The sequence below is a fragment of the Rhodanobacter denitrificans genome (assembly GCF_000230695.2).
GTDB classification, from domain to species: domain Bacteria; phylum Pseudomonadota; class Gammaproteobacteria; order Xanthomonadales; family Rhodanobacteraceae; genus Rhodanobacter; species Rhodanobacter denitrificans.
Window position 1 is genome coordinate 1,397,409 of record NC_020541.1, and the last position, 23,699, is coordinate 1,421,107.

The following is a 23,699-nucleotide window of genomic DNA, read 5'->3' on the forward strand; positions in this document are numbered from 1 at the left end:
CCCGGGTTGAGCGAGTGACGAATGAAGGCGCAGGATCAGCCATGGTCTTGCGCCTTCATGCTGTGTAATCTCGGCTGACTTTCGCACCAGGTTTTTGCGCATGCGCCTAGCCTTCGTCGCCAGTGATACCAGCGTCGCCCAGCAGGCGTGGCGCAAGCTGGTGGAGCGCTACGGCACCGTGCCGCCGGAGCAGGCCGAGCTGATCGTGGCGCTGGGCGGCGACGGCTTCATGCTGCGCACCCTGCACGCGTACCACGCGCTGGAACTGCCGGTCTACGGCATGAAGCTGGGCCGGGTCGGTTTCCTGATGAACAAGCACCGGCTCGACAGCCTGCCGGAGCGGATCGCGCGCGCGCACGCGGCGTCGCTGTTCCCGCTGCAGATGGCGGTCACCGATGCGGCCGGCAACGAACACACCGCGCTGGCCTTCAACGAAGTCTCGCTGCTGCGCCAGAGCAACCAGGCCGCGCACCTGGAAGTGCAGCTCAACGATACGGTGAAGCTGGCGAGCCTGGTCTGCGACGGCATCATGGTCGCCACCCCGGCCGGTTCCACCGCCTACAACCTGTCCGCGCACGGGCCGATCCTGCCGCTGGATGCGAACGTGCTGGCGCTCACCCCGATCAGCCCGTTCCGCCCGCGCCGCTGGCGCGGCGCGATCCTGCCGCACCGCACCGAGGTGATCCTGCGCGTGCTCGATCCCGGCAAGCGCCCGGTCAGCGCCACCGCCGATTTCCACGAGGTGCGCGACGTGCGCACCGTGGCGATCCGTCAGTCCGGCGGGCAGGGTGTGCGGCTGCTGTTCGACCCCGAGCACAACCTGGAGCAGCGCATCCTGGACGAACAGTTCGCCGCGGAATGAGGAGTGAGTGGAGGAGCGAGCAGTGAGAGGGCCGACTCCGCTGTTGCTCGCTCCTCCCCACTCACTCCCCGCTCTTTGCGGTAGATTCGCGGCATGAGCCAGCCAACCGCCCACGATCCGACATCCACCACCGACAATCGCCTGGTGGTGGCGATTTCCTCGCGGGCGCTGTTCGACCTCGGCGACAGTCACGCGCTGTTCGAGCGCGAAGGCCTCGACGCCTACCGCGCGTTCCAGATCGACCACGAGAACGAGATCCTCAAGCCCGGCGTAGCGTTTCCGCTGGTGCAGAAACTGCTGGGGTTGAACAAGCTGGCCGGCGACGTGCCGCCGGTGGAGGTGATCCTGCTGTCGCGCAATTCCGGCGACACCGGGCTGCGCATCTTCAACGCGATCCAGCACTACGACCTGGAAATCAGCCGCGCCGCATTCACCAGCGGCGCACCCACCTCCGACTACATCGCGCCGTTCCGGGCCGACCTGTTCCTCTCCGCCAACGCCGAGGACGTCGGCCGCGCGCTGGCCGCCGGCGTGGCGGCGGCCACCATCCTGCCCAGCGTCGCGCCACCGCGCATGAGCGAGCAGTTGCGCATCGCCTTCGACGGCGACGCCGTGATCTTCGGCGACGAGGGCGAGCGCGTCTCGCGCGAGGAAGGCCTGGAGGCCTTCCACCGCAACGAGCGCGAGCACGCCGCCGAGCCGCTGTCGGTGGGGCCGTTCCGCGGCTTCCTCGCCGCGTTGCACCGCCTGCAGACCGCGTTCCCGGCCGAGGACTCGCCGATCCGCACCGCGCTGGTCACTGCCCGTTCCGCCCCCGCGCACAAGCGCGTGATCCTCACCCTGCGCAAGTGGGGCGTGCGCATCGACGAGGCGCTGTTCCTCGGCGGCCGCGACAAGGGCCCGTTCCTCGACGCGTTCGGCGCCGACATCTTCTTCGACGACTCGCCGGCCAACGTGGAGTCCGCGCGCAAGCACGTGGCGACCGGGCACGTGCCGCACGGCGTGAGCAACCGCTAGCGAAGGCCTGGGCAAGCCGCCATCCTGGCGAAAGTCGAGAGCCTGGGCCTCGGCAACTGTCTGAAGGCACGGGGTTCCGGCTTTCGCTGGAACGACGAGTCGACGCCTGGCCCATCCCAAGGCGTTGCACGGCCGGGAAATCAGAGCATGCGGATCCGCTGCCACCAGCGCGTTACCTGTTCCTCGCGCACGAAGGTGAACAAGCCGGCGCCGAGGATGATCGCGATGCCGATCGCCATCGGCCAGTCCAGCCGGTCGTGGAACAGCACGTAGCCGAGCAGCACCGCCCACAGCATCTGGCTGTACTGGGTCGGCGCGACGTGGTTGGCCGGCGCCTTCTGCGTGGCCAGCATCAGCAACACCGAGGCCAGCGCGGCGAGCAGGCCGTAGCCGAGCAGCAGCCCCCACTGGACGAGGTCCGGCCAGCGGAAATCGGCCAGCATCAGCAAGCCGGCCACCAGCAACGAGCCGATCATGCCGGCGCTGTACAGGGTGATGCGCTTCTCGTGCGGGCCGGACAGGCGCAGCGCGATCATCGAGACGGCGCCGGAAAGCCCGCACACGATCGCCGCCAGGTGGCCGATGCCGAGCGCGCGGAAGCCCGGTCGCAGCACCACCAGCACGCCGACGAAGCCGGCCACCACCGCCGACCAGCGGCGCCAGCCCACGGCTTCCTTCAGCACCAGCACCGACAGCACGGTGACGAAGATCGGCAGCAGGAAGATCAGCGCGAACGCCTCGGCCATCGGCAGTGCGGTGAACGCCACCACCGCCGCGATGCTGCCGACCGCGCTGGCGAGCGCGCGCACCAGCCACAGGCCCGGGCGTTGCGCGCGCAGCGCCTCGTGCCAGCGGTCATCGGCGCCCTTGATGAACGGCAACGCGGTCAGGCCCAGCGCGGCGCCGAAGAACACCGCCTCGTACGCCGGCAGCGAGCCGCGCAACGATTTCACGAACGCGTCGCTGAAGGCGTACGCGGCAAAGGCCATGAAGCCGAGCAAGACACCTTTGAACATGGGTTTCCGTGGGCGAGCGTGCAGTGGAGGGCGGGATCGGGCCAGGCGGGGCGGGCGTGCTCCATACGCATCCGTCGGGCGCGTCCGGCCTGTGCGGGCGCATGGGTCGCGCTACAATACCGGCTTTTACGCGCCCTCTCTGGAGCTTCCATGGCTGTCCGTCTGAATCCGCTCGATCTGTACGACGTCCGTTCGCTGCTCAGCGACGAGGAGCGCATGGTGCAGGACACCGTCGGCCGCTTCGTCGACGAACGCGTGCTGCCGATCATCGGCGACTGTTTCGACCAGGGCCGCTTCCCGAAGGAATTGATCCCGGAGATCGCCGGCCTCGGCCTGCTCGGCGCGACGATCCCGGAGAAGTACGGCTGCGCCGGCATGAACGGCGTGAGCTACGGCCTGATCTGCCAGGAGCTGGAGCGTGGCGACTCGGGCCTGCGCAGCTTCGCCTCGGTGCAGAGTTCGCTGGTGATGTACCCGATCTACGCCTACGGCAGCGAAGCGCAGAAGATGGAGTACCTGCCGAAGATGGCGGCGGGCGAGGTGATCGGCTGCTTCGGCCTGACCGAGCCGCACGGCGGCTCCGATCCGGCCAACATGAAGACCCACGCCAAGCAGGACGGCGGCGACTGGGTCATCAACGGCGCCAAGATGTGGATCACCAACGGCAACCTGGCGCATATCGCGATCGTCTGGGCGCAGACCGACGACGGCATCCAGGGCTTCGTGGTGCCGACCGACACGGCCGGCTTCAAGGCGCAGGAAATCCACAAGAAGATGAGCCTGCGCGCCTCGGTCACCAGCGCGCTGTTCTTCGACAACGTGCGCGTGCCGGACAGCGCGCGCCTGCCCAACGTGAAGGGCTTGAAGGGTCCGCTGGGCTGCCTGACCCAGGCGCGCTACGGCATCACCTGGGGTCCGATCGGCGCGGCGCAGGCCTGCCTGAAGGAAGTGCTCGACTACACCGCCGAGCGCTTGCTGTTCGGCAAGCCGCTCGCCTCCAACCAGGCGATCCAGCTGAAGCTGGCCGACATGGCCCGGCGCATCACCACCGCACAGTTGCTGTCGCTGCAGCTGGGGCGCCTGAAGGACGCCGGCAAGATGCAGCCGACCCAGGTCTCGCTGGCCAAGTGGAACAACTGCCGCATGGCGATCGACATCGCGCGCCAGTGCCGCGACATCCTCGGCGGCGCCGGCATCACCACCGAGCACTCGGCCATCCGCCATGCGCTGAACCTGGAATCGGTGATCACCTACGAGGGCACCGAGACCGTGCACGAGCTGGTGGTGGGCCGCGAGCTGACTGGCATCAACGCGTTCTGAAGCGGGGTCGCATGGACCTGGATTCGTTGCGCATCGAAACCGAGCGGCTGATCCTGCGCCCGCCGCGGATGCAGGATTTCGACGCCTACGCGGCGAACATGGCCGATGCCGAGGCTGCCCGCTTCATCGGCGGCCAGCAGGCGCGCGCCGCCGCGTGGCGCGGCTTCCTGTCGCTGGCCGGTGCGTGGATGATCCAGGGTTTTTCCATGTTCTCGGTGATCGAGAAGCGCAGCGGCCAATGGATCGGCCGGCTCGGCCCGTGGCATCCGGCCGACTGGCCCGGCACCGAAGTGGGCTGGGGCCTGGCGCGCAGCGCCTGGGGCAAGGGCTATGCACTGGAAGGCTGCGTCGCCGCGATCGACTGGACCTTCGACCAGCTGGGCTGGAGCGAGATGATCCATTCCATCCATCCCGACAACCGCGCCTCGCAGGCGCTGGCGCAGCGGCTGGGTTCGAGCTGCCGCGGCCCGGGCAAGCTGCCCGCGCCGTACGAGGATTCGCCCACCGAAATCTGGGTGCAGACGCGCGAGCAATGGCGCCGGCGCCGCGCATGAGCCACCTCTCGCCCGCGCTTTACGCCACCCTGGCCGAGATCGTGCCCGAGCTGCACGTGCATTGCGTCGATCCGTGGTGCCTGATCGGGAGCGCCGCGGCGCTGCTGCTCGGCGCGCAGACCGGCGCCGCGGATGTGGACGTGCTGACCTCGCGCGCCGACGCCGAGGCGTTGATGGCGCATTGGGCGTCGCGGCGCGAGCCCGCGTTCACGCCGCCGGAGGCCGACCGGTTCCGTTCGCACTTCGCCCGCTTCCACTTTCCCGGCGCGCCGGTCGAGGTGATGGGCGCGCTCGAGCTTCATGCCGACGATCGCTGGCGGCCGGTGCTGCCGGGGAAGCTCGTGCTGGCCGGCGTGAACGGCTTGGCCGTGCCGGTGCCGTCGGTCGAAGACCAGATCCGGCTTTGCGAAAGCTTCGGCCGTCCCAAGGACCTGCGGCGCGCCGCGCTGCTGAAACAGCTGGGAGGGGAAAGGCCATGATCACCATCTACGGCATGCGCGCTTCCGGCAACTGCTACAAGCTGCAACTGCTGCTGGACCAGTTGGGCCGCGACTACCGCTGGGTCGACGTGGACAGCGCCGGCGGCGAGACGCGCACGCCGGCCTACCTGGCGAAGAACCCGAACGGCAAGGTGCCACTGCTGGAACTGGAGGATGGGCGCCGGCTGGCCGAGTCCGACGCCATCCTGTGCTACCTCGCCGAAGGCACCGCCTATTGGCCGAATGGATCGGGGCCCGAGGATGCCTGGTTACGCGCGCAGACGCTGCAGTGGCTGTTCTTCGAGCAGTACAGCCATGAGCCGTGCATCGCGGTGGCGCGCTTCATCCGCGGCTGGCTGCCGCCCGACCACCCGCGCCAGGCCGAGCTGCCCGCGCTGCTGCACAAGGGCACGCAGGTGCTGGCGGTGATGGAACAGCACCTGGCCGGGCGCGACTGGTTCGTCGGCGAACGCTACGGCATCGCCGACATCGCGCTGTACGCGTACACCCATTGTGCCGGCGACGGCGGGTTCGAACTGTCCGCATTTCCGAACATTCGTGCGTGGCTCGGTCGCGTGCAGGCGCAGCCCGGCCACACCCCGATGCAACATCTACCGCTGTAGGAGCCCGCTTGCGGGCGATGCCCTTGAAGAGCATCGCCGCGCAAGCGGGCTTCTGCAGAACATTCCCCCACCTCACCGACGACACGCCATGCCCATTCCGTTCAACCTCAGCGCCCGCCACAAGGGCTTCAACCGCGCCGAAGTCGTCGACCAGAACTTCATCGAGTTCGTGCAGCTGTGGCAGGGCGAGGCGCGCGCCGCGCCGCACGACGGCGAGGCAGTGCTGCCGGGCAGCGCGCTGGACGCACGCGGCTTTCGCGAGCTGCTGGAATCCCAATTGATCTCGCGCCACCTCGACCTGATGGCGCGCGTGCTGCGCGTGCAGAACAAGGTGTTCTACACGATCGGTTCGTCCGGCCACGAAGGCAACGCGATGGTGGCGCGGCTGACCCGGCACACCGATCCGGCGTTCCTGCATTACCGCTCCGGCGGCTTCATGGCCGAGCGCTTCCGCAAGATCCCGGGCATGGACCCGGTGATGGATTCGGCGCTGTCCTTCGCCGCCAGCAAGGACGATCCGGCCTCCGGCGGCCGCCACAAGGTGTGGGGCAGCAAGCCGCTGTGGGTGCTGCCGCAGACCTCCACCATCGCCTCGCACCTGCCCAAGGCGCTCGGCACCGCGGTGGCGATCGAGCAGGCGCGCCGCATCGGCCACCAGCTGCCGATCCCCGACGACAGCATCGCGATCTGCTCGTTCGGCGACGCCTCCAGCAACCACGCCACCGCGCAGACCTCGTTCAACGCCGCGGCATGGACGGCGTACCAGAAGCTGCCGGCGCCGGTGCTGTTCGTGTGCGAGGACAACGGCATCGGTATCTCGGTGAAGACGCCGACCGGCTGGGTCGCGGCCAACTACCAGCATCGCGCCAACCTCGATTATTTCTTCGCCGACGGCCTCGACCTGGCCGAGGGCTATGCCCAGGTGCAGCGTGCGGTGGAGCATTGCCGCACGACCCGCCGGCCGACCTTCCTGCATCTCAAGACCACCCGCGTGATGGGCCACGCCGGCACCGACTTCGAGATCGAGTGGCGCAGCATCGAGGAGCTCTTTGCGGTCGAATGCTCCGACCCGCTGCTGCGTTCGGCCGACATCGCGCTGGCGTCCGGCCTGTATTCGAAGGATGCACTGCTGGATCTGTACGAAGCCACCCGCAAGCGCTGCTTCGCCGCTGCCGAGGATGCGGATTCGCGCCATCGACTGACCTCGCTGGAAGACGTGATGGCCCCGCTGGCGCCGTACACGCCGGCCGCGGTGAAAGCCGAGGCCACGCGCGCCGACTATGCGGAGAAGCGGCTGGCCGTGTTCGGCGGCGAGGCGAAGCTGCCGGAGAAGCTGCCGCCGCGGCACCTGGCGATCCAGATCGGCCAGGCGCTGCACGATCTCTTGGCGAAGTACCCGGAGGCGCTGCTGTTCGGCGAGGACGTGGCGCAGAAGGGCGGCGTGTACACCGTCACCAAGGGGCTGAACAAGACCTTCAAGGGCAGCCGCGTGTTCAACACGCTGCTCGATGAGACCATGATCCTGGGCCTGGCCCAGGGCTACGCCAACATGGGCATGCTGCCGATCCCGGAGATCCAGTACCTGGCGTACTTCCACAACGCCTGCGACCAGATCCGCGGCGAGGCGGCGTCGCTGCAGTTCTTCTCCAACGGCCAGTACCGCAACCCGATGGTGATGCGGGTGGCCTCGCTGGGCTACCAGAAGGGTTTCGGCGGCCACTTCCACAACGACAACTCGATCACCGCGCTGCGCGACATTCCCGGCCTGGTGGTGGGCTGCCCCAGCCGCGGCGACGACGCGGCATTGATGCTGCGCACGCTGATGGCGCTGGCGAAAGTGGACGGCCGCGTGTGCGCCTTCCTCGAGCCGATCGCGCTGTACATGACCAAGGACCTGTACGAAGCCGGCGACGGCCAGTGGCAGTTCGACTATCCGGCACCGGACCAGGCGATGACGCTGGGCGAGGGCCGCCTCTACCACGAGGCGGCGAACGACCTGGTGGTGTTCACCTTCGGCAACGGCGTGCCGATGGCGTTGCGTGCTGCGCGCACGATCGAAAAGGAACTGGGCTGGCAGGTGCGCGTGGTCGACCTGCGCTGGCTGGCGCCGCTCAACGACGCCTTCATCGCGGCACAGGCGAAGACGGCCAGGCGCATCATCGTGCTGGACGAGGGGCGCAAGAGCGCCGGCGTGGGCGAGGGCGTGATCACCGCGATCGTCGAGGGCGGCTGCGGCGCCACACCGATGAAGCGCGTGGTCGGCGCCGACACCTTCACCCCGCTGGCCGGTGCGGCGCTACTGGTGCTGCCGGGCGAGGCCGACGTGGTGGCGGCGGCACGCGGGCTGGCGGCAGGCTGATCGCGGCCGGCTTTCAGCGCTCGCGTTTCTCCACCACGTGCAGGTGGGGGCTGGTGCGGGGCGTCAGGCTGTCGGCGTGCAGGCAGACCCGGTTGCGGCCGCCGAGCTTGGCGTCATACATGGCCTGGTCGGCGCGATCGACCAGGGATTCCACGTCGTCGCCTTCCCGGCGTACGGCGATGCCGATGCTGACGCTGAGCAGCAACGAGTCCTCACTGACAGGTATCTCCAGCCGATGCACGCGCCGGCACAGGCGGGTTGCCACCTGCATGGCCTGCTGCGCCGGGATGCCGTCGAGCAGGGCGACGAACTCCTCGCCGCCGTAGCGCCCGAGCAGGTCGGTGGGGCGCAGCTCGGCGGCCAGTGCCTTGGCCACTGCGACCAGCGCACGGTCGCCGGCGTTGTGGCCGTGGCGATCGTTCAGCAGCTTGAAATGATCCAGGTCGAGGAACAGCAGCGCAATCGGCCGCGGCGGTCCGCCGGACAGCAGGGTGCTGGCGCGCTCGGTCCAGGCGCGGCGGTTGAGCACGTTGGTGAGCGCGTCGTGGTCGGCCAGCACCCGCACGATGTCGCGGTCGTGGCGCAGCCTGAGCGCACGGTCGGCCAGGCCGATCGACAGCACCACCGCCTCGAACGCGCCGCCGGCCAGGCTGGCGTCGTTGAGCCAGTCCAGTCGCGGCAGCGCGCCGCCGACCTGGGCGCTGGTCAGCGCGGTGAGCAGCAGCAGCGGCGTCCAGCCGGCCAGGAAGAACCACGCCTGGCGCGAACCGCGTGCCGCGGCGACGATGGCGGCCACCAGCAGCAGCACCGCACCGATCATCAGCAACGGGTTGAGCAGCAGTTGCGCCACGTCGACCAGCAGCGGGATCCGGCTGCTGCGCATCAGCACCAGCTGGATCATGCCGACGGCCAGCGCCGTGACCGGCACCCGCAGCAGCGGTGCGTAACGCTGCAGTTCGCAGAAGCGCATCATGAACAGCGAGGCGAACGCGACCGACAGCGCCACCGCGGCCGAACCGGCCAGCAAGGCCATGCCCGACAGCCACTGCCATTCCATCGGATGGAACACGAAGCCGGTCTGGATGCCCTGGATCAGCGCGTAGCAGAGCACGTAGCCGGCGTACCACGCATAGGTGACGTCACGCAGCATCAGCGCGAAGCTCAGCGCCATCAGCACCATCGTCAGCATCACCGCGAAGCAGGCGCTGGCCAGCACCAGCCAGCGCGCGTCGTTGCGCGCGTACTCGCCCGCGGTTTCCAGGTGGAAGCGGACCGGTGCGCTGAGCGTCTGCGATGGTTCGAACTTCAACAGGATCGGCGCCGACGCGGCCAGGCCGGCCGGCAGCTGCCAGGCCAGCCGGCCGTGGCCATGCAGCGATTCGCTGAAGTCGTCCAGCGCCAGCGTCTGTGGCTGGGCGCCGCCGAACACCGTGACCGTGCCCAGCGTGGCCGGGTAGATCGTCAGCACCCGCGCGCTGTCGTCCCAGGGCGGCTGCGCCGTGATCACCACCCAGTTGCCGGCATCGCCCTGCGGAAACCGTTGCAGCAGGGACGGGTCGAAACTTTTCAGCAGGCCGGCGTGGTACTCGCTCAGCACTGTCTGCGGGGTATCGCGGGGATACGCCTCGCGCCAGGCGCCGTTCAGCGGGGTGGCGGCCTGGGCCGTGCCCAGCCCGAACCAGCAGAGCAGGCCGAGCACGAGGCCGCACCACGACCGCCTGCGGCGGGCCGTTGTCGGCGTTGTGGCCAGCCTCTCCATGTCTTCCCCCCGCTGTGCGAGCGTCTTGCAGGACTGCCGGTGGATGATGCGTTTGCCGGCCGTCCCATGGCCTCCACGTCCCGGCATCAGGTGGGGGCGTTCCCCGCCATGCTGGCCCTTTCCGTGCCGGACGCGCGACGGCGCGAGCGACAACCGTTGAACGTGCATCATCCTTCGTTTTTGTATCAAGCACGGGCCGTGCCACGGCGCTGCGCCTGGCGAATCCCCCGGCCATGCCCCGGTGGCCGGTGCTCCGGGCGAGCGTGGCATGGCCGGCGGTAGCCGAGGTGGTTCAATCCGGACGCGGAGGGTCATCCGTGGCGGCATCGAGGCATTGTGCAAAGCGCGGGACTCGACGGCCAGTGACTATCGTCAGCCCCGGCGCCGGAAACCGCCGGCGCGGCGGTAGCTCGGACTCAGGCCGGCCGGCGCGCGCCCAGCGTCACCAGCAGTTCCTGCGCGCTGCGGATGCGCTCGCTGGCGCCGGGGAGCTCCAGGATCACCTTCAGCTTGTCCTGGCCGTCCAGCTTGTACACGCGCGGCTGGCGCTGGATCAGCTGAATGATGGTCATCGGGTTCACCTCGGGCTTCTCGCGGAACACGATGCGACCGCCGTTGGCGCCGAAGTCGAGCTTGCGGATGCCGAGCGGGGTCGCCATCAGTTTCAGGCTGGCCACGGCGAACAGCTGCCGGGTCGGCTCCGGCAGCAGGCCGAAGCGGTCGATCATCTCCACCTGCAGGTCGCGCAGCTCGTCCTCGCTGCGTGCGCTGGCGATGCGCTTGTACAAGGTGAGGCGGTGGTGCACGTCGGGCAGGTAGTCGTCGGGGATCAGCGCGGGCAGGTGCAGCTCGACCTCGGTTTCGTGCTCGGAGCTCAGGTCGAAGTCCGGCATCTTGCCCGACTTCAGCGCGCGCACCGCGCGGTCCAGCAATTCGGTGTACAGGCCGAAGCCGATCTCCTGGATCTGGCCGGATTGCTCGTCGCCGAGCAGCTCGCCGGCGCCGCGGATTTCCAGGTCGTGGGTGGCCAGGGTGAAACCGGCGCCGAGTTCTTCCAGCGAAGCCAGCGCCTCCAGCCGCTTCTGCGCATCGGCGGTGATCGAGCGGCGGTCGGGCACCACGAGATAGGCATACGCGCGGTGGTGCGAACGCCCGACGCGGCCGCGCAACTGATGCAGCTGGGCCAGGCCGAAGCGGTCGGCGCGGTCGATGATGATGGTGTTCGCGGTGGGGATGTCGATGCCGGTTTCGATGATGGTGGTGCACACCAGCACGTTGAAGCGCTGGCGGTGGAAATCCGCCATCACGCCTTCCAGTTCGCGCTCGGGCATCTGGCCGTGGGCGATGCGGATGCGCGCGTCGGGCACCAGTTCCTCCAGCTCGCGCACGGTGCGCTCGATGCTCTGCACCTCGTTGTGCAGGAAGTACACCTGGCCGCCGCGCGACAGCTCGCGCTGCAGCGCCTCGCGGATCGTCGCCGGGTCCCACGCCGAGATGAAGGTGCGCACGGCGGTGCGGTGCGCCGGCGGCGTGGCGATCAGCGACAGATCGCGCAGGCCGGCCATCGCCATGTTCAGCGTGCGCGGGATCGGCGTGGCGGTCATCGTCAGCAGGTCGACCTCGGCGCGCAGCTTCTTCAGCTGTTCCTTCTGGCGCACGCCGAAGCGCTGTTCCTCGTCGACGATGACCAGGCCGAGATTCTTGAACTTGACGTCCGGCTGCAGCAGCTTGTGCGTGCCCACGATCACGTCGATCTGGCCATCGGCCAGACGCTTCAGCGCCTCGTTCACTTCCTTGGCGGACTTGAAGCGCGACAGCACGTCCACCCGCACCGGCCAGTCGGCGAAGCGGTCGGCGAAATTGCGGTAGTGCTGCTGGGCGAGCAGGGTGGTCGGTACCAGCACGGCGACCTGCTTGCCGGCGGTGGCGGTGGCGAAGGCGGCGCGCAGCGCCACCTCGGTCTTGCCGAAGCCGACGTCGCCGCAGATCACCCGGTCCATCGCGCGCGGCGCGGCCAGGTCATCCAGCACCGCCTCGATGGCGCTTTCCTGGTCGGGAGTTTCCTCGAACGGAAAGCTGCTGCCGAACTCTTCCACCAGCTGGCGATCGATCGGCAGCGACTCGCCGCCGCGGGCCTGGCGCTGCGCGTAGATCGCCAGCAGCTCGGCGGCCACGTCGCGCACTTTCTCTGCCGCCTTCTTGCGTGCGCGTTCCCACGCATCGCCGCCCAGCGAATGCAGCGGCGCCAGCTCCGGCGCGGTGCCGGAATAGCGGCTGACCAGGCCGAGCTGCGCCACCGGCACGTACAGCTTGTCGCCCCTGGCGTACTCGATGGTGAGGAACTCGCCGTCCATGCCGCCCACGTCCATCGAGACCAGGCCCTGGTAGCGGCCCACGCCGTGATCGACGTGCACGATCGGCGCACCTGGAGTGAGCTCGGTGAGGTCGCGGATGATCGCTTCGGGATCGCGCGCAGTGCCGCGGCGGCGCTTGCGCTCGCGCTCGCTGCGCACCCGCTCGCCGTACAGCTCGCGCTCGGTAAGTACGGTGATCGCGGGTTTGGTCAGCGCGAAGCCCTGTTCCAGGCTCGCGATGGTGATGGCAAAACGTTGTGCATCTTCAGCAAGGAAGGACGTCCAGCCGTCCACGTTGTCCGGTTTCATCCCGGCGCCGGCCAGCGTCTCGACCAGCGCCTCGCGCCGCCCCGCCGAATCCGCGGCGATCAGTACCCGGCCCGGATAGCTGGCCAGGAAATGCCGCAGCGACGTGCCCGGCTCCTCGCCCTTGCGATTCAGCGGCAGCTCCGGCGCCGGCTGGGTGCCGGTGTCGACGGCGTGCTCGTGGCCGGGCTCGACCACCTCCACGCGCAGGCGCTTGTTGAGTCGCTCGCGCAACTGTTCCGGCGGCAGGTAGAGTTCGGCCGGCGGCAGTACCGGGCGTTCGATGTCGTGCGCGCGCTGGTCGTAGCGTTCGGCGGTCTGCGCCCAGAACTGGTCGGCCGCTTCGCCGGCGCCTTCGCCGAGCACGAACAGCGCATCGTCGGCGAGGTAGTCGAACAAGGTCGCGGTCTGCGCGAAAAACAGCGGCAGGTAATACTCGATGCCGCCGGGCGTGACGCCTTCCTTCATGTCCTGGTACAGCGGGCAGCGGCGCACGTCGATCGGGAAGCGCTCGCGCAGGTTGCCGCGGAACTCCTTCGCCGCTTCCTCGGTGAGCGGAAACTCGCGCGCGGGCAGCAGCTCGACCCGGTCCACCGGCTGCTGCGAACGCTGGGTTTCCGGATCGAAGCTGCGGATCGACTCCACCTCGTCGTCGAACAGCTCGATGCGGTACGGCTCGGCGGTGCCCATCGGGAAGATGTCGAGCAGCGCGCCGCGCACCGCGAAGTCGCCCGGCTCGGCCACCTGCGGCACATGGCGGTAGCCGGACGCTTCCAGCCGGCGTTGCTCGCCGGCGAGATCCAGCTTCTGGCCCTTCGCCAGCACCAGCCCGGAGCCGGTGATGTGCGAGTGCGGCGCGATCCGCTGCATCAGCGTGGCCACCGGCACCACCAGCACGCCGCGCTTCACGCCCGGCAGTCGATACAGCGTGGCGACGCGTTGCGAGACGATCTCCGGGTGCGGGCTGAACACGTCGTACGGCAGCGTTTCCCAGTCCGGGAAGTGCAGCACCGGCAGCCCACCGGCGAAAATCTTCAGTTCCGCTTCCAGCGCCTGCGCGCGCTGGGTGTCGCGCGCCACCACCACCAGCAGGCCGCCGTGCGCGCGCGCCGCCTCGGCCAGCAGCAGTGCCCGCGCGGAGCCGTGCGGCGGCGTCCAGTAGCGGCGCTGTTTCGGGCTGGTGGGCAGGGGCGGGTGCTTGATCGGGCTGGGCATAGCCGACAAGTGTAACGCGGCGGCCCGTGCAGGCCGGCTGCGTTTCTACAGCTTCAGCGTGATCTGTGCGGTGCCCGGCTCGTCCGGCAGCATCCGCTGGGCGAAGCCCAGCTCCTTGCACAGCTGCAGCATCGGCCGGTTCTCCAGCAGCACGTAACCCCACAGCTCGGCCAGGCCGCGGCGGCGGCAGTCTTCGACCAGGTGCCGCATCAGCAGGGCACCCAAGCCGCGGCGGCTCCAGTCGTGCTCCACCAGTACCGAGAACTCGGCGCTGTCGGTGGCCTCGTCCACGTAGATCCGGCCCACGCCGCGCATCTCGGCCGGTTTGATGGATTCGTCCATCAGCACGTAGGCGGTCTCGAGCTTGGAATCGATGCGGCACAGCCGCTGCGCCATCGGCGTCGGCAACTCGGACATCGCATGCAGGAAACGGCGGCGGATATCCTCCGGCGACAGTCGGGTGAAGCAGCGCTGCATTGCCGCCACGTCGCCCGGCTCGATCATGCGCAGCACCAGTTCGCGGCCGTCCTCGGTACGTACCTGTTCGCCGCGCGGCGCGGGCCGCACGCGCGGACGCGCGAAGCGCTCGCTGGCGCGTGGCGGCAGCGAGGCGTAGCGGGTGGGAGCGGCGAAGTCGATGGCGGGGATCATGGCAGGTCCGTACTTTTGCGTATTGTGTGCAATGCAACATGAATTTGCAATGACGGGGCTCGTGGCGAACCGCCGCGGATGCATGGCAACGGCGCCCACGCCGGCGGACCGATGTTGCAGCACGGGAGGTGGCCACGCGGGCAGACAGGCGCCGCCCCGCCCCGCACAATGCGGGCTGGATTTTCCCGGAGCACCGCATGACCCGCCAAGCGAAGCACGGTCTCAGCGCCGCCCAGCTGGATGCATTGTGCGGCCACTGGCCCGGCGTCAGCCGCGATACCAAGTGGGGCGTCGACAGGGTGTTCAGCGTGGGCAGCAAGATGTTCGCGGTGATGCCGTCGGACGGCAGCGAAGGCGGCCGGCTGTCATGCAAGGTGGCCGACCAGCGGTTCCTCGAACTCACCGACCAGCCCGGCATCATCCCCGCGCCGTACCTGGCGCGCGCGCACTGGATCTCGATCGTCGAGCCGCAGCGCTTCGCCACGGCGGAGCTGGAGGCATTCGTGCTCGATGCCTATACGCTGGTGCGCGCGAAGCTGACGAAAAAACTGCAGGCGGCACTGGGGCCGCTGCCGACCGTCAAGGCAAGGAAATGAAACAGCATCTCGGCGCCCTGGCGCTGCTGGTCGCCGATTACGACGAGGCGATCGCCTGGTACACCCGCGCGCTCGGCTTCGAACTGGTCGAGGACACCGACCTGGGCGGCGGCAAACGCTGGGTGCTGCTGGCGCCGCCCGGTTCCAGCGAAACGCGTTTGCTGCTGGCCAAGGCGAATAGCGACGAGCAGGCCTCGCGCATCGGCAACCAGACCGGCGGCCGCGTGTTCCTGCTGCTGCACACCGACGACTTCCAGCGTGACTGGCAGCGCATGCGCGCCCAAGGCGTGCATTTCCGCGAGGAGCCGCGGCACGAAGCCTACGGCACGGTGGCGGTGTTCGAGGACCTGTACGGCAACGGCTGGGATCTGCTGGAAGCGAAGCGCTGAGGCGTCACCAGATCAGGTCGTCCGGCACTTCGAACTGCCGGTAATACTCGTCGTCCGCGCCGCTGCTGCTGCCGGCTTCGGTGCGGCCGTGGTCGAGCACGATCATCGTCGCATCGCGTTCGCGGATCTTGTCGGCCGCCACGCGCGGCAACAGCTCGTAACCTTCGCCGTAGCGCACGATCACCAGCGTGCCGGCGGCCAGCTGCGCGCGCAGCGGTTCGTTCACCAGCACGTCCTTGATCCTGTCGCCGTCAGTGAAGCGATAGGCAATCTCGCCCTCGCGCTTCACCTTGTGCGCCTCGACGATCTGGCGAACCTGCGCCCGCGCCTCGTTCGCGCGCGCCTGCGCATTGCGTTCGGCAGCAATCGCGCGATCGCGCTCGGCCTTCTCCGCCTGCAGCCGCCGCGCTTCCAGTTCCTCGGCACTCGGCGCCACCGGTGCCTTGCCCTGGTGCTTCTTCGCCTGCTCGCGCACGACCTGCGCCGCCTTGGCCTTGTTGACGAGACCGGCTTTGAGGAGTTGTTCCTGGAGAGGGTTGCGCATGGGACTTGCCGGGAATGCCTTGCGGGGGAACGGGAGAAGTATGCCGCGGCGGCTCAGTCCGCGTTGTCCGGCTCGAAGAAGCTCCAGCGCACATCGCCAAACTCGGCCTTCATCGCCGCCTCGACGGTGTTGATCGCGTCGATCAGGCTGGCGGTGGGCTGCATGCGCGCCTTCACTGCGACCATCACGTCGGCACCCATCTGCAGCGTGATCAGGTTCAGCACTTCGGCGACTTCGGGGCGGGCCTTGAGGAACGCCAGCAGCTCGTCGCGGCGGCGCGGCTCCACGCCCTGGCCGATCAGCAAGGCCTTGACCTCGATCGCCACCAGCACCGCGACCACGATCAGCAGCGCGCCGATGGCGATGGTGCCGGCGGCGTCGAACATCAGGTTGCCGGTGAGCATGGTGGCGCCCACCGCGAGCGCGGCCAGGCACAGGCCGACGAGGGCGGCCAGGTCTTCGCCGAAGATCACCAGCAGTTCGCTGGAGCGGGTTTCGCGGAACCACGTCCACAGGTCCTGCGTGCCGCGGGCCTTGTTTACTTCCTGCAGGCAGCCGCGCATCGAGATGCCCTCCACCACGATGCCGAACATGAGCACGCCCAGCGCCAGCCACGGCCATTTCAGCGGCTCGGGATTGGTGAGCTTGTGCACGCCCTCGTAGATCGAGAACATGCCGCCCACGCTGAACAGCAGTATCGCCACCAGGAACGACCAGAAATACAGCGCGCGGCCCCAGCCCAGCGGAAACTCGTCCGACGGCGGCCGCTTCGCCTGGCGGATGCCGAGCAGCAGCAGGCCCTGGTTGCCGCAGTCGGCCAGCGAGTGCACCGCCTCGGCCATCATCGCGCCGGAGCCGGTCACGAAAGCGGCGACCAGCTTGGCCACGAAGATGGCGAAGTTGGCGCCAAGCGCGAGGAAGATGGCCTTGACCGGGTTGGCGGCGTGACCTGACATGTGCAGTTCCTTCGACGATGGCCGTGAAGTGTAAGCCACCCGATGCGATGAGGATTCGCCGTAGGAGCGCACCCTGTGTGCGATGCTCTTCGTCACGTGACGAAAGGCATCGCGCACAGGGTGCGCTCCTACGGGAGGCGAGGGCGTTCCGGGTTCGGGGGGAAGTCAGCGGATGCCGACGCCCAGGCCCACGCCGAAGTGCACGTTGTTGCGCCCCTTGTTCATTTCCTCGGCGGTCCAGACATGCGACTGCGCCACGCTGACCAGCGGGAACACGTAGTCGGCTTCGCCGACCTTGCCGGCACGGCTGCCGTTGAGCTTGCCGTTGACCGTCATCAGCGCGCCGGCGGGGTAGTCCAGCGGCTCCACGTAGCCGGGCATCACGGCGATGAAGCGGCCGTTGCCGCTGTCGTTCGCCTTCGGGCGTTGCGAGGCATCCAACGGGTAGGCCAGCAGTTCGATCTCGCTGTGGTCGGCGAATACCTTGACCTGCACGATACGCCCGCCCCAGATCACCTCGCTGCTGCTGAATTTCTCCGGCGATTGCGCGACCTGGAACGGTGCGGCGGTCACCGTGGCTGCGCCGGCCTTGTAGATCGGTGCGGGAGCGCAGGCCGCCAGCATCAGCACGGCGGCCGGTACGGCGAGGCGGATCAGCAGGGAGGCGGGGCGGCTGCGCATGGTCGTGCTCCTGGAGGAACGCTGGCGGGTGCGTCGAGCTTAGCGGCGACCCGGCGACCGCGGTAGTCGCGAGGCGGGCAGCGGGCTGGGCGTGTTCAGCTGGCTGCCGGCTTCGTCCAGCAGCCAGTCCAGCTTCCATTCGGCCGGGCGATCCTGCGAGAGCAGGCCGGCCAGCACGCGCAGCGGTTCGCGCAGGGTGTCGTCGAGGTTCCATGGTGCGTTGAGGATGACCATGCCCGAGCCGTTGAGGCGCAGCGGCGAATCGTCCGGATGCACCAGCAGCTCGGCGCGCAGGATGCGTTTCACCCCGCTGTGCTGCAGCTTGCGCAGGAACGGCTGCACCTGGCTGCGCAGCTTGATCGGGTACCACACCGCGTAGACGCCGGTGGGCCAGCGCAGCAGGGCCGACTTCAATGCCTGCTCGATCAGCTTGTACTCGGCCTCCTGCGCCTCGTACGGCGGGTCGATCAGCACCAGACCGCGCTTTTCCTTCGGCGGCAGCAGCGCCTTCAGCGCCTCGTAGCCGTCGCGCTGGTGCACGTGCACCTGTGGATTGCCGCGGAACAGCTCGTGCAATTTCGCCGCTTCCTCGACGTGCAGTTCGCACAGCTGGGCGCTGTCGCCGGGGCGCAACAGTCGGGCGACCTGCAGCGGCGAGCCGGGGTAGTGCTTCAGGCCCTGTTCGTTGCCCTCGCCGCCGAGGATGCCGTCGCGCCAGCGCCTGAGCAGCGGCGGCACCTTTTCGGCCGGGTGCAGGCGCGCGATGCCGTCCCTGTGCTCGCCGGTCTTCTTCGCCTCGAAGCCTTCCAGCGGGTAGCTGCCGCTGCCGGCGTGGGTGTCGATGTAGCAGAACGGCGTGGGCTTGGCCTGCAGCGCCTCGACCAGCGCGAGCAGCACGACGTGCTTGAGGACATCGGCGAAGTTGCCGGCGTGATAGGCGTGGCGATAATTCATGGCGGTCACGGCGGGCGGGGGAGCCCAGTATAGAGGCCGGCAGCGGGCTCCCCGTCGCAGCACGTAACCTTTCCTGCACATCGACCGGCGCAGGCTTTGCCTGTTGCAGTGTTGCAACCGGCCAGGCACGCCGCTTCGGCCGTCCATCTGCGCGGAGAATCATCATGACGTTCTCGCCGAAAATCATCGTTTCGACGGCCACCCTCGGCCTTTGCCTGGCGTTCGGCACAGCCAGTGCCCAGGACAGCGGAAGCATGGCGCCGGCGCCGGCGTCGAGCAGCATGGGCCAGATGGGAGGCATGCATCACAAGATGATGCGCCACAACAAGAACGGCAGCATGCACATGATGCCTGCCACGGTCAGCTCGGTCGACAGCAAGACCGGTATCGTCGAGGTGAGCTCGGCCGGCATGTCGCTGCGCGTGCACTTCCCGCCGGCGTCGGTGGCGAACCTGAAGGCCGGCGACAAGATCACCCTGCACATGGGCTATACCCAGTAGTTCGCCCGGTGGCGGACGAACCGCGGCGGGCCTCGGTCGTGTCGCGATGGAGCCGCGTCCAGGGTTGAGGCCCATCGGCACGCCCCCTATGCTGTGCCGATGAGCCGCTCGCCACGTCACGCCGCATGCTTGCCGTCCTTCCGGGCGATGGCCTGGCTGGCGTGGCTGATCCTCGCGCTGGCGCCGGTGCACGGCATGCCGCGCGGGGCGGTTGGTGGCGCGCTTCAAGCCGCGCCCGCGTCGACCGTCGCCCAGCTCGCCGGCCATGGCGACCGCGCCATGGCCGATCGGTCCGGTTGTTGCGGCGACCGGGGCCACGACGCGCATGGCTCGATGGGTTCGGCCTACTGTGCGGCGGCGTGCGGCAGCATCCTGCCGGCGTTCGCCTTGGCCGGGCTGGTGCCGGTGGCACCGGAACCCTGGCATGTTTCGACATCCTTCGCGTCGGCGCCCAGCGTCGTGCAGGCGCCGCCGCTGCGGCCGCCCGCCGGCTGATTCCGCGCACTGCGACCACGCCTTCACGCTCGCCCGACGGTGAACGTGAAGGCGGCCCGTGACCGGTGTCGACTGCCGATGCCTCCACCGAAGGATGCCCACGTGAATCCCTTTTCCCCACCGCCCGCGGCCGATCTGTCGCGGCGGCGCTTCGTGCAGGGCCTGGCCCTGGGCGGCGCGGCGGCCGGCCTCGGCCTGCTGCGCCCGCCCAATGCCTGGGCGCTGACCAGCCCCGGCCAGCCCAGCGTGCTCGGCGGCACCGAGTTCGCACTCGACATCGTCGAGGCCACGGTCAACTTCAACGGCGTGGCGCGGCCGGCGACCACCGTCAACGGCGGCGTGCCCGGTCCGCTGCTGCGCATGCGCGAGGGCACCACGGTGAACCTGCGCGTGAGCAACCGCTTGCGCGTGCCGACCTCGATCCACTGGCACGGCATCATCCTGCCGTTCCGGATGGATGGCGTGCCCGGCCTCAGTTTCGACGGCATCGCGCCGGGCGAAAGCTTTGTCTACCGTTTCCAGCTGCGCCAGAGCGGCACCTACTGGTACCACTCGCATTCGGGTTTCCAGGAGCAGAACGCGCTGTACGGCCCGCTGGTGATCGAGCCGGCCGGCCGCGAGCGCTACCCCGCGGACCGCGACTACGTGGTGATGCTCAACGACTGGACCGACGAGGATCCCGCGCGCATCTACGCCAGGCTGAAAAAGCAGAGCGACTACTACAACTTCGCCCAGCCGACCGTGCCGGATTTCTTCCGCGATGTGCGCGAAAAGGGGCTGCGCCAGACGCTGGCGATGCGCCGGATGTGGAACGCCATGCGCATGAACCCGACCGACCTGGGCGACGTCTCCGGCTACACCTACACCTACCTGATGAACGGCACGACGCCGGCCGGCAACTGGACCGGCATCTTCAGGCCCGGCGAGAAGATCCGGCTGCGCTTCATCAACGGTTCGTCGTCCAGCATCTTCGACGTGCGCATTCCCGGCCTGAAGATGACGGTGATCGCCGCCGACGGCCAGGACGTGCAGCCGGTGCCGGTCGACGAATTCCGCATCTCGGCAGCCGAAACCTACGACGTCATCGTCGAGCCGCAGGAGGAGCGCGCGTACACCTTGTTCGCGCAATCCATCGACCGCAGCGGCTACGCACGCGGCACCCTGGCGCCGCGTGCCGGCATGGAAGCCGAGGTGCCGGCGCTGGACCGGCGCCTGTGGCTGGGCATGCAGGACATGATGGGCGCGATGTCGCATGCGGACCACGGCGGCGGCCACGCCGCGATGCCCGGCATGGAGCATGGCGGCGTGGCGGGCATGGCGACCAGTCCCGCACCGGTGGTGCGTCATGCCCGCACCGAATACGGCCCCGGCGTGGACATGCGTGTCGACACGCCGCGCAGCAACCTCGATGACCCGGGCATCGGCCTGCGCGACAACGGCCGCCGCGCGCTGACCTACGCCGACCTGCACACCGTCGGCGGCCCGCTCGACGCGCGCGAACCCGGTCGCGAGATCGAGCTGCATCTGACCGGCAACATGGAGCGCTTCATGTGGTCGTTCGACGGCATCAAGTTCCCCGACGCCAAGCCCATCCATTTCAACACCGGCGAGCGCCTGCGCATCGTGCTGGTCAACGACACCATGATGAACCACCCGATCCACCTGCACGGCATGTGGAGCGAGCTGGAGAATCCGCACGGGCAGTTCCAGGTGCGCAAGCACACCATCAACGTGCAGCCGGCGCAGCGCATCACCTATGCGGTCACGGCCGATGCGCCGGGCCGCTGGGCCTACCACTGCCACCTGCTGTACCACATGGAGGCGGGCATGTTCCGCGAGGTGGTGGTGGCATGAAGACGCCTCGTCGCGACACCTCGATCGTTCCGCTCCGTTCGGCGCTGCTGGCCGCGCTGCTGCTGGCGTTGCCGCTGCCGGCAGCGGCGCAGAGCGCGCCGGCTTCGGCGGGCAGCACCGCACCGGTGGACATGGGCGCGATGCCAAGCATGGATCACGCCGGCATGCACGGCATGGCGATGCCGGCCAGCGCCGGCAGCAGTGCGCCACCGGCGGCGAAGACGCTGGTCAAGAAGGCGAGGAAGCCGCACGTCCCCGCCACGCCGGCTGCTGCGCCCGCCGGCGCGCACCCCATGCACGGCATGGACCATGGCGCGATGCCGCCGATGGACCACGGCTCGATGCAAGGGATGGACCATGGCGCGGCATACGACACGGGAGCGATGCCGGACAGGGCCATGGAGCCGATGCCGGGCGGCCGTGCGCCGGCGGACGCACGCAGCGGCGATTATTCCGACGGCATCGCCGCCAGTCCCGCGCACGCGCTGCACATGCACGGCAGCGCGCCGGCCGGCATGCTGCTGGTCGATCAGCTCGAAGCGTTTCACGGCCGCGACGGCAACGGCCAGTCGTGGGAAGGCGCAGGCTGGTACGGCAGCGACGCGGACAAGCTGTGGCTGCGCAGCGAGGGCGAGCGCACTGGCGGCAGGCTTGACGATGGCGAGGTCGAGGCGTTGTGGGACCACGCCGTCGCCGCGTTCTGGAGTACACAACTGGGTGTGCGCCACGACTTCGGCGCCGGCCCGCGGCGCAGCTGGGCCGCGTTCGGCGTGCAGGGCCTGGCGCCGTACTGGTTCGAAATCCAGGCCACCGCCTATGCCGGGCCTGCCGGCCGCAGCGCGGCGCGCCTGCGTGCCGACTACGAACTGCTGTTCACCCAGCGGCTGATCCTGCAGCCGGAGCTGGAGGTCAACCTGCACGGCAAGTCCGACCCGGCACGCGGCATCGGCAGCGGCATCTCGGACGCGAAGCTGGGCTTGCGCTTGCGCTACGAGATCCGGCGTGAATTCGCGCCATACATCGGCGTAGTCTGGACGCGCCGCTTCGGCGCCACGGCCGATTTCGCCCGTGCCGATCATCAAGCAGTTTTCGACCGCCAATGGGTCGCCGGCCTGCGCATCTGGTTCTGAGGAAAGCCCATGAAACGAGCCATCATCACCGTCATGATTCTCTGCGTCGTCGTCATCGCCGGCGTCGGTGCCTTCGTCGGGTCCGGCGTCTACAACATCGGTGCCGACGCCCACCACACGAAACCGGTCTACGCGCTGATGCAGGCGCTGCGCCAACGTTCGATCGCGCACCACGCGAAGGACATCGTCGTGCCCAAGCTTGACGACCCGCCGCTGATCCTCAAGGGCGCCGGCCAGTATGCGGCGATGTGCACCGGCTGCCACCTGGCACCAGGCATGGCCGAAAACGAAATGCGCCCCGGCCTGTACCCGAAGCCGCCCGAGCTGGCGAAATTCCGGCCCGACCCGCGCGCGGCGTTCTGGGTGATCAAGCACGGCATCAAGATGAGCGCGATGCCGGCGTGGGGCGCCAGTCACGACGACGCCACCATCTGGAGCATGGTGGCGTTCCTGCAGAAGCTGCCCGGCATGACACCCGCGCAGTACAGGGACATGGTGGCGAAGGCGCCGCCGGACGAGGACATGCACAGCCATGGCGACGCCGACGAGGACGCGCATGGCGGCGGCACCATGGCGGGCATGGACATGGGCGAGGATGGCGGCCACAGCCATGCGGCATCGGCGCAGGGCGACCACGGGCATGCGACGCCCGCCAGCTCCGCGGCGGCCGCGCCGTTGTCGCTTGCGGGAATGCAGCCCAAGGCAGCGCCGGCCGCCGAGGCCGCGGCGCAGGCCTTCCACGCGGCCCTGCAGCGCGGCGACCGTGCGGCGGTGCTCGCCCTGCTGGCGCCCGACGCCAGCATCAGCGAGGGCGGCCGCACGGAGTCCCGCGATGAATACGCGGGCGGCCATCTGGGCGAGGACATCGCCTTCCTGAAAACGGCGCGGATCACGCCGGTCTCGCTGGGCTCGATGCCGATGGGCGACACCGCGATGGTCGGCAGCGAAAGCGACCTGCAGGCCACGATCAAGGGCAAGCCGGCCATGCTGCGCAGCCGCGAGATGCTCAACCTCAGGAAGGATGGCGACAGCTGGAAGATCGTGTCCGTCCAGTGGGAAACCGCCCCCGTGCCAGCAGAATGACC

Annotated in this window: 22 protein-coding genes; 14 read left to right on the forward strand and 8 right to left on the reverse strand. The window is 68.9% G+C overall.

Going from position 1 to position 23,699, the window contains the following annotated elements:
- Window positions 1-100: 100 nt before the first annotated feature.
- Together R2APBS1_RS06225 and R2APBS1_RS06230 are read left to right on the forward strand one after the other, a co-directional pair.
- Entirely contained in the window at window positions 101-862 is a 762-nt protein-coding gene (locus R2APBS1_RS06225; protein WP_007512824.1) for an NAD kinase, read from the forward strand.
- 93 nt (window positions 863-955) lie between these two features.
- Window positions 956-1,879, forward strand: coding sequence for a 5'-nucleotidase (locus R2APBS1_RS06230; RefSeq protein ID WP_007512826.1), 924 nt, complete (start codon window positions 956-958; stop codon window positions 1,877-1,879).
- A gap of 140 nt (window positions 1,880-2,019) precedes the next feature.
- On the opposite strand, the gene R2APBS1_RS06235 is transcribed toward R2APBS1_RS06230, so the two are convergent.
- The gene (locus R2APBS1_RS06235; protein WP_015447267.1) at window positions 2,020-2,895 is read right to left on the reverse strand and encodes a DMT family transporter; all 876 of its coding nucleotides are present in this window, start codon (window positions 2,893-2,895) and stop codon (window positions 2,020-2,022) included.
- Between the two features lie 150 nt (window positions 2,896-3,045).
- Here R2APBS1_RS06235 and R2APBS1_RS06240 point away from each other — a divergent pair, with 150 nt between their 5' ends.
- The 5 genes from R2APBS1_RS06240 to R2APBS1_RS06260 all read left to right on the forward strand — a co-directional run bounded on the left by R2APBS1_RS06240 (window position 3,046) and on the right by R2APBS1_RS06260 (window position 8,230).
- Window positions 3,046-4,215, forward strand: coding sequence for an acyl-CoA dehydrogenase family protein (locus R2APBS1_RS06240; protein ID WP_015447268.1), 1,170 nt, complete (start codon window positions 3,046-3,048; stop codon window positions 4,213-4,215).
- An 11-nt stretch (window positions 4,216-4,226) separates the two neighbouring features.
- The gene (locus R2APBS1_RS06245) at window positions 4,227-4,769 is read left to right on the forward strand and encodes a GNAT family N-acetyltransferase (RefSeq protein ID WP_007512833.1); all 543 of its coding nucleotides are present in this window, start codon (window positions 4,227-4,229) and stop codon (window positions 4,767-4,769) included.
- The gene (locus R2APBS1_RS06250) at window positions 4,766-5,248 is read left to right on the forward strand and encodes a nucleotidyltransferase family protein (RefSeq protein ID WP_015447269.1); all 483 of its coding nucleotides are present in this window, start codon (window positions 4,766-4,768) and stop codon (window positions 5,246-5,248) included. Before R2APBS1_RS06245 ends, R2APBS1_RS06250 begins: the two co-directional genes overlap by 4 nt.
- Window positions 5,245-5,871: a glutathione S-transferase family protein gene (locus R2APBS1_RS06255; RefSeq protein WP_007512837.1), complete on the forward strand. Its 627-nt coding sequence runs from the start codon at window positions 5,245-5,247 to the stop codon at window positions 5,869-5,871. Before R2APBS1_RS06250 ends, R2APBS1_RS06255 begins: the two co-directional genes overlap by 4 nt.
- Before the next feature lie 88 nt (window positions 5,872-5,959).
- A complete protein-coding gene (locus R2APBS1_RS06260; RefSeq protein ID WP_015447270.1) occupies window positions 5,960-8,230 on the forward strand; it encodes a thiamine pyrophosphate-dependent enzyme in 2,271 nt (756 codons plus the stop codon).
- A 13-nt stretch (window positions 8,231-8,243) separates the two neighbouring features.
- Here the strand turns inward: R2APBS1_RS06260 and R2APBS1_RS06265 are convergent, their stop codons facing one another.
- From R2APBS1_RS06265 to R2APBS1_RS06275, 3 genes are all read right to left on the reverse strand, one after another.
- Entirely contained in the window at window positions 8,244-9,989 is a 1,746-nt protein-coding gene (locus R2APBS1_RS06265; protein WP_015447271.1) for a sensor domain-containing diguanylate cyclase, read from the reverse strand.
- Window positions 9,990-10,405: 416 nt separating this feature from the next.
- Window positions 10,406-13,864 (reverse strand): transcription-repair coupling factor, encoded by a 3,459-nt coding sequence (mfd, locus tag R2APBS1_RS06270; RefSeq protein WP_015447272.1) that lies wholly within the window; start codon window positions 13,862-13,864, stop codon window positions 10,406-10,408.
- Window positions 13,865-13,909: 45 nt separating this feature from the next.
- Window positions 13,910-14,515 carry a GNAT family N-acetyltransferase gene (locus R2APBS1_RS06275; protein WP_007512850.1) on the reverse strand — a complete coding sequence of 202 codons (606 nt, stop codon included), beginning with the start codon at window positions 14,513-14,515 and terminating at the stop codon, window positions 13,910-13,912.
- A gap of 197 nt (window positions 14,516-14,712) precedes the next feature.
- Between R2APBS1_RS06275 and R2APBS1_RS06280 the strand changes: the two genes are divergently transcribed.
- Both R2APBS1_RS06280 and R2APBS1_RS06285 read left to right on the forward strand, forming a co-directional pair.
- Window positions 14,713-15,111 (forward strand): MmcQ/YjbR family DNA-binding protein, encoded by a 399-nt coding sequence (locus R2APBS1_RS06280; protein ID WP_015447273.1) that lies wholly within the window; start codon window positions 14,713-14,715, stop codon window positions 15,109-15,111.
- The gene (locus tag R2APBS1_RS06285; protein ID WP_007512854.1) at window positions 15,108-15,500 is read left to right on the forward strand and encodes a VOC family protein; all 393 of its coding nucleotides are present in this window, start codon (window positions 15,108-15,110) and stop codon (window positions 15,498-15,500) included. Before R2APBS1_RS06280 ends, R2APBS1_RS06285 begins: the two co-directional genes overlap by 4 nt.
- A gap of 4 nt (window positions 15,501-15,504) precedes the next feature.
- On the opposite strand, the gene R2APBS1_RS06290 is transcribed toward R2APBS1_RS06285, so the two are convergent.
- From R2APBS1_RS06290 to R2APBS1_RS06305, 4 genes are all read right to left on the reverse strand, one after another.
- Window positions 15,505-16,044 carry a DUF2058 domain-containing protein gene (locus R2APBS1_RS06290; RefSeq protein WP_007512856.1) on the reverse strand — a complete coding sequence of 180 codons (540 nt, stop codon included), beginning with the start codon at window positions 16,042-16,044 and terminating at the stop codon, window positions 15,505-15,507.
- A 53-nt stretch (window positions 16,045-16,097) separates the two neighbouring features.
- Window positions 16,098-17,000, reverse strand: coding sequence for a cation diffusion facilitator family transporter (locus R2APBS1_RS06295; protein WP_015447274.1), 903 nt, complete (start codon window positions 16,998-17,000; stop codon window positions 16,098-16,100).
- A gap of 165 nt (window positions 17,001-17,165) precedes the next feature.
- Window positions 17,166-17,681 (reverse strand): Slp family lipoprotein, encoded by a 516-nt coding sequence (locus tag R2APBS1_RS06300; RefSeq protein ID WP_015447275.1) that lies wholly within the window; start codon window positions 17,679-17,681, stop codon window positions 17,166-17,168.
- Between the two features lie 39 nt (window positions 17,682-17,720).
- Window positions 17,721-18,635: a 23S rRNA (adenine(2030)-N(6))-methyltransferase RlmJ gene (locus R2APBS1_RS06305; RefSeq protein WP_015447276.1), complete on the reverse strand. Its 915-nt coding sequence runs from the start codon at window positions 18,633-18,635 to the stop codon at window positions 17,721-17,723.
- A 164-nt stretch (window positions 18,636-18,799) separates the two neighbouring features.
- On the opposite strand from R2APBS1_RS06305, the gene R2APBS1_RS06310 reads away from it, so the two are divergent.
- From R2APBS1_RS06310 to R2APBS1_RS06330, 5 genes are all read left to right on the forward strand, one after another.
- Window positions 18,800-19,135, forward strand: a complete 336-nt coding sequence (locus tag R2APBS1_RS06310) for a hypothetical protein (RefSeq protein WP_015447277.1) — start codon at window positions 18,800-18,802, stop codon at window positions 19,133-19,135.
- Between the two features lie 147 nt (window positions 19,136-19,282).
- Window positions 19,283-19,630, forward strand: a complete 348-nt coding sequence (locus R2APBS1_RS06315) for a hypothetical protein (protein ID WP_015447278.1) — start codon at window positions 19,283-19,285, stop codon at window positions 19,628-19,630.
- Window positions 19,631-19,732: 102 nt separating this feature from the next.
- Entirely contained in the window at window positions 19,733-21,484 is a 1,752-nt protein-coding gene (locus R2APBS1_RS06320) for a copper resistance system multicopper oxidase (protein WP_015447279.1), read from the forward strand.
- On the forward strand, window positions 21,481-22,614 hold the full coding sequence (locus R2APBS1_RS06325; RefSeq protein WP_015447280.1) for a copper resistance protein B: 1,134 nt from the start codon (window positions 21,481-21,483) through the stop codon (window positions 22,612-22,614). Before R2APBS1_RS06320 ends, R2APBS1_RS06325 begins: the two co-directional genes overlap by 4 nt.
- A gap of 9 nt (window positions 22,615-22,623) precedes the next feature.
- Complete coding sequence (locus R2APBS1_RS06330) at window positions 22,624-23,697, forward strand: c-type cytochrome (protein ID WP_015447281.1); 1,074 nt, start codon at window positions 22,624-22,626, stop codon at window positions 23,695-23,697.
- Window positions 23,698-23,699: the final 2 nt, after the last annotated feature.